The organism is Enterobacter cloacae complex sp. IR5450, from assembly GCF_049238665.1.
In the GTDB taxonomy this organism is placed as follows: Bacteria; Pseudomonadota; Gammaproteobacteria; order Enterobacterales; family Enterobacteriaceae; genus Enterobacter; species Enterobacter hormaechei_C.
Window position 1 is genome coordinate 1 of sequence record NZ_JBMKIC010000069.1, and the last position, 5,275, is coordinate 5,275.

Annotated in this window: 6 protein-coding genes; all 6 read right to left on the reverse strand. The window is 55.5% G+C overall.

Annotation, left to right across the window (positions count from 1 at the left end; genetic code table 11):
• Positions 1-210: 210 nt before the first annotated feature.
• Entirely contained in the window at positions 211-516 is a 306-nt protein-coding gene (locus ACOTYB_RS24480) for a head-tail connector protein (RefSeq protein ID WP_063436815.1), read from the reverse strand.
• Complete coding sequence (locus ACOTYB_RS24485) at positions 485-817, reverse strand: hypothetical protein (RefSeq protein ID WP_407088758.1); 333 nt, start codon at positions 815-817, stop codon at positions 485-487. Before ACOTYB_RS24485 ends, ACOTYB_RS24480 begins: the two co-directional genes overlap by 32 nt.
• Before the next feature lie 36 nt (positions 818-853).
• Positions 854-2,017 carry a phage major capsid protein gene (locus ACOTYB_RS24490; RefSeq protein ID WP_063436813.1) on the reverse strand — a complete coding sequence of 388 codons (1,164 nt, stop codon included), beginning with the start codon at positions 2,015-2,017 and terminating at the stop codon, positions 854-856.
• 11 nt (positions 2,018-2,028) lie between these two features.
• Positions 2,029-2,697, reverse strand: coding sequence for an HK97 family phage prohead protease (locus tag ACOTYB_RS24495; protein ID WP_421765913.1), 669 nt, complete (start codon positions 2,695-2,697; stop codon positions 2,029-2,031).
• Between the two features lie 17 nt (positions 2,698-2,714).
• Positions 2,715-3,992, reverse strand: coding sequence for a phage portal protein (locus ACOTYB_RS24500; protein ID WP_063436811.1), 1,278 nt, complete (start codon positions 3,990-3,992; stop codon positions 2,715-2,717).
• A 2-nt stretch (positions 3,993-3,994) separates the two neighbouring features.
• Positions 3,995-5,275, reverse strand: a 1,281-nt coding sequence (locus ACOTYB_RS24505) for a terminase TerL endonuclease subunit (protein WP_421765912.1), incomplete at its 5' end; no start/stop codon positions are given.

Genomic DNA, 5,275 nt, shown 5'->3' on the forward strand with positions numbered 1-5,275 from the left:
ATGCTGTGGAAGTTCAGCGTCACTCTCTTCCACTACCATCGACTGGTAGATCACCGCCGTCAGAGCCTCGTTTGACTCCGCCAGTCGGTTCATTGCTGCTGTCTGGGCTGCCATTGCTGCCAGCAGCTGGCTTACCTGTTGCTCGTTCATAGGCGATTTTCATCCACTTTTTAAGCCATTCACGCCGGGCGGCGCATCCGGAGCAGGCCATCAGTGCCACCGACGGTGCTGTATCAGCAACGCCTCAACGCCCAGCGGGGTTTCCGCCAGATTCTGCGACGCGGCTTCCCGGTTCGCATACCAGTGGCCAATCAGCAGAAGCATTGCCGCCCAGATCCCGGGCGTAAAAAGAACCTCCCGGGGAGGCTCTTTGTCTTCAGGGGGCGGCGAAAGGGATTCCACCAGCGAACCGTCGCAAAATTTCTCAACATAATCGACGGCCGCCGTGGTGTAGGCAGTGATAAGAGAGTCTTCGGCGTCGTTATCAACCCTCAGATGCGTCTTTATCAGCGCCATCTGCTCCGCGCTTATTTCCACCTTTACCCCCGGTTTTGGCTTTTTGTGGCTGTTCAGGCTGTTCAGGCTGTTCAGGCTGTTCAGGCTGTTCAGGCTGTTCAGGCTGTTCAGGCTGTTCAGGCTGTTCAGGCTGTTCAGGCTGTTCAGGACTGGAGTTTTTCACCTTCTCAGGTTCAACCTCTTCAGCCAGGTACATTTTTACCAGCATCTCGCCAACCTCTTTTTTCACGATGCGGGTTTCGCCCTGGGATACAGTGCCCAGGTGATAATGCGAGAACATACGGAGAGCTTTAATTTTCATAGGTTAAACGCGGCCATTGCTGACCGCGCCCTTCTGTTATTCGCCGGAAGAAACCGCAATATCGCCGGTGACGATGGCGGCAGGACGGTAGTGCGCCAGCGCCAGGCGCTCTTCGCACAGAATGGTCAGCATGTTGCGGATAAAGTTGTCGCGGTCCTGGTTGCTGATTTCGATAGTTGCATCCATGCGATCCCAGACCTGAGAGGCCAGGCCGAACGCGCCAACGGTAAATTTACCCGCCGCCTGCGCCGTGGTGGAGACAACAGGCAGCCCCCACAGCACTTTTGACGCAAACGCCTGTGGGCCACCGAGGATGTAGTTGCCGTTGGCGTCTTTCAGCAACGCAATCCGGTGCCAGTCTGCCGGGTTAAGGACGATGCCATCGGCTTCAAATTCACTCAGTGATACCTGATAGATAGCGTGCGCCAGCACATCCGCACCAGTATCACCCGAGGCATTCAGCGCAGTCTCATAATCATTTGCAACCACGTTGAGTCCTTCCAGATTATCGCCGGTACCGTCGCCGTTGAGCATCTGGTTTTCTTCCGCCAGCGCCAGGCCATACATCATGCGGGTATTGATATAGGACTGAAGCGCTGGCGCATCGTCCATAATCTGGCGCGATGCCTGGATCCAGTGGGCGATGGTTTTGACGTTCGCCGTCTCTTTGGTGAAGGTGATGTTACTTTCCGGCTTCAGGGTGCCCTCGGCCACAGGAGCGGCGGCATTGGTGAAGACGTTTTCTCGCACGTATTCAAGCGCGTTACTGGAAATTCGGCCCTGGGCCAGAAGGTCACGGACAGTCAGTCGGCGCAGGCCAGGCATCAAGATACCAGGATTCTGCTGCGGCAGAACCAGGGCGCCGGCGGAGTTGGCGCCAGACCCAATCGCTTTATCAAAACTGGTCACTTTCGCTTTGGTGCGTGAGCCGTCCCAGCCTTTCATCAGGTCTTCGGATACGCGCTCTGCAAAGGACTTCTTGGCGGTCTGTTCAGGCGAGTTGCCAGCCAGCTTCTGCTCAAGATCGAACAGGCGGGTACCGGTCGTTTTCAGTTCATCCTGGGCTTTAGCCAGATCGGTCTGCAGCTGCTTGTTGATTTCGCCGTTCTGGTTGATGGATTTACGCTGCTCCTCGATAAGCTCCTTCACTTCTTTCTGGGAGTTCTCGATCGCTTTTTCCAGGGTTGCTAATTCAGACATGTTTTGCTCCGTTAAGGATTCCGCAGGTTAGCGGTAAAGGAAGTTATGCGCTGTGCCAGCGCGTCAATGTCGCCGCCGCCGAACTCGCTTCGGCCTGCGGACTTCACGCGGGCGATAAACGCCTGCGCTTCAGCGCGCGTAAGGCCGACTGAATCCCTCAGCCAGGCCTCCGCGTCACGAATGGTTTTAATGCCGTCGATGCTCTTCATGGCAGTTACGCCTGCCAGTTCGTTTGCCGGGAAGGTGCAGACACTGATTTCCCGCAGGTAAGAAATGTTTTTGAAAATCAGGCCTGACGTGCCGACGGTGTAATCATCGGGGCCGACTGAAAAACCGACCGACATGCCTTCAACCGTGCCATGCTGCATGGCGGCCTTCAGATCTTCGGCCAGGCTTAACCCCGGAGTGAGTTGCCCACGTACAAAAAGCCCCTTCTCGTCTTCGTGCATGGCATCCCACTTGCCAACCGGGATGGCTCGCGTCTGGTGGTTAAAGAACATAGCCACCTTGCGGCTCTGGTTAGCGACCACACCAGCGAAAGCGCCGGGCAAAATAATGTCGCCATCGGAATCGGTGTTATTGAAAACCGAGGCGTACCCTTCAAACGTTCCCTTACTGCCGTCACCGGTAAACTTGATTTCGGTCTGGTCGAACGCCAGCGTCTTTTGAATTTCAGGCATCATGGCCCCCATAAAAATTAAGCCCCGTCATTGCGGGGCTCTTTGCTTGATCCAAGATCGGTAATGGGTACGTTCTGCGACTGGCGCGTCGCCACGTCACCGCCAGGCAGTGGTGGCAGGTTATCCAGCCGTCGAACCTCGTTAACGGTGCGAATGCCGGTATTGACCATGATCTGCATGAATGATGCCCGGCTTGTTGAGTCGCCGCGTAACAGCCCGTCGAGGTTATGTTCGGCATGAATAGCGCCCTGTTCTGACTCTTTCACCAGCCAGCGCTCAATGCTGTACTCCCAACGGTCAAGGTAGGGTTTTAGCGTGTACTGAAGAAAACCCAGGTTTTGATGCTCAATTCCCGAGCCCCAGGAGGTGGTTTTATCAACATCGCCTACCAGATGCGGAGGCACACCGTAAAAGCGGGCCAGTTCGGCGACCTGAAATTTTCGTGCAGCCAGTATTTCCGAATCCTGAGGCGAAACCCCTATAGCCTGCGTAGTAAACCCGCTCTCCAGGATCCACAACCGCTTTTTAACCGGTCCGCCTGCAATCTCCTTAAAGTTCTCCTCCAGCTGACCGCGCTGCTCTTTAGTCAGCACCTTGCCATCAGTCATCAGGATCTGCGGAGACTTCGCGCCGTTCGCGAAGAACTCACGCTGATTATCTTCCATGGCAATGGCGACACCTGCAGACTTCGCGCTGAACGCCAGCGGAGACAGGCCGGTTAGCCCGTTGAAGCCAAATCCCTTGAGATGGAAAATTTCTTTCTGTGAAAAGTTGGCGTATTCCGTGTCACGACGATAGCGGTAGATAATGGTTTTGCCGTTTTCACTGAGCCGCACTTCCATATTGGCGCTCATCAGAGGAACCATACTGATAACGTCGCCGACGCTGTTTCGCTCCACATGCGCGTAAGCATTACCGTAGGCGCACAACTGCATGGTCATGGCTTCGCGGAACTCCAGAGCGGTCATGAAATTGTTTGGCCGGAACCTCAGTAGTTTTGCGAGAGGATGGTTGCCAGGAACCTTGCTGCGCTGATCGTCTTTGGTCTCGTAAACATCAAGCGGTAAAGATGCAGTGACTGTAGAAATGAGACGGATACAGGCCCACACCGTGCTGATTTGCATGTTTCGCTCATCAGTGACAACGGATTCACCAACAACGCCGTGCGCAGAGGTGCCAGCCATCTGAGAGCCTTTCTCTGGTGTAACCAGTCTGCCACCGGTCAGGATGGAGGCCATGCGCGCCCAGAATGGCGATCGCGTTCGCAGGTCAATGCTGTAATCGGTATCTGCCATTTTTACACGCTCAAAAAGTTATAGATAAAATCGTTAACATCTCCCGGGTCCTCTACATCGTCACTGGACTGTGCCCCGATGGACATTGCCAGTGCTACCATGCCGTCGATACGGCCACTCGACTTGCCTTTTACAAATTTGCGGTTACCGGCGGGGTCGGTGATTACCGTGGCGTTTTTGGCGCACATTTCGAGGATCGGATGGTTGCCGTGCTTCAGCTGCGCACCGAGCAATCTGGCCTCAAGCTCCCTGAGTGCGGGAGACATAGAAACAAAGCCCTGGCCAAATTCCACAAACCGCTCAAGCTCCGCTTCAGTGAATCCGGCGTCGATGAGATGAGGGCGAAGGAAGCGCATGTTATAGCGGTCGAACGCCAGCACCCTGACGTTACAGATATCAAAAACGCGCCGCAGCTCCCTGGCGATAAAGGCATACTCAATGGCTTTTCCCGGTGTCGTGTTCAGCCAGCCCTGCCTCGCCCAGATGTCATAAGGCACGCGATCGTTACGCGCTTTGTCTGCCAGCCCTTCCTCAGGTAGCCAGAACTTACAGTGCACATCGCCATGGGTTGTGTTGAGAATAAGCGCGGTGAGGTCCGACACGCTGGAAAGGTCCAGGCCGCCCCAGACGGTAGCGCCCGCCAGTTCGCCGGGTTCCTCTTTATTCATGTGCCAGACGGTCTGACTCACGAACGGGCTTTTCGCCTCAACCCTGCGGTTTAGTACAAGGTTCTCAAACTCTGCCTGGCGCGACGGCAGGCGTTTTGCGCTGGCGGCCATATCCAGCACTTCTTTCTGGTTCATGAATACATCGAAGGCGGGGTTTGCCAGCCTGATGGCTTCAACAGAGAAAGGATCGATATCTTCCGGTGCGGTCTGGAGCCTGACCACCGTTCGCGGATCGGCCCCGGTCAGGCCATCATCAATCAGCAGGCTGAGCAGGTCGCTCGCATCGGGTGCCTGGGTGCTGATGATTACCGAGATAGGGTTATCCTGAGCAGCGGTCGCCGTTTCCAGCGCTTCATAAAGAGGGTCACGCGGCCCACGAACCTGCCCCAGCTCATCGTGGGCGACAAATCGCGGCGAGAAACCGTAGGCCGTGGTGGCTTCTGCGCTCAGTGCGCGATAATAAGAACCCAGTTCAGGGCAGTGAATTTCTTTTGCTGAATCCTTGATCGCAACATACTGCATAAGCACCGGATTCATCCGGCACATCTTGGAGGCCAGGTTAAACAGAATGGCCGCCTGGTCACGCGAACGTGCGGCAGAATACAGCTGCGAGTT

What these genes read in the sequence shown, in the direction of transcription:
- ACOTYB_RS24480 (WP_063436815.1), bottom strand. Translation starts at nt 516, where the DNA reads ATGGCGCTGATAAAGACGCATCTGAGGGTTGATAACGACGCCGAAGAC.
- ACOTYB_RS24485 (WP_407088758.1), bottom strand. Translation starts at nt 817, where the DNA reads ATGAAAATTAAAGCTCTCCGTATGTTCTCGCATTATCACCTGGGCACT.
- ACOTYB_RS24490 (WP_063436813.1), bottom strand. Translation starts at nt 2,017, where the DNA reads ATGTCTGAATTAGCAACCCTGGAAAAAGCGATCGAGAACTCCCAGAAA.
- ACOTYB_RS24495 (WP_421765913.1), bottom strand. Translation starts at nt 2,697, where the DNA reads ATGCCTGAAATTCAAAAGACGCTGGCGTTCGACCAGACCGAAATCAAG.
- ACOTYB_RS24500 (WP_063436811.1), bottom strand. Translation starts at nt 3,992, where the DNA reads ATGGCAGATACCGATTACAGCATTGACCTGCGAACGCGATCGCCATTC.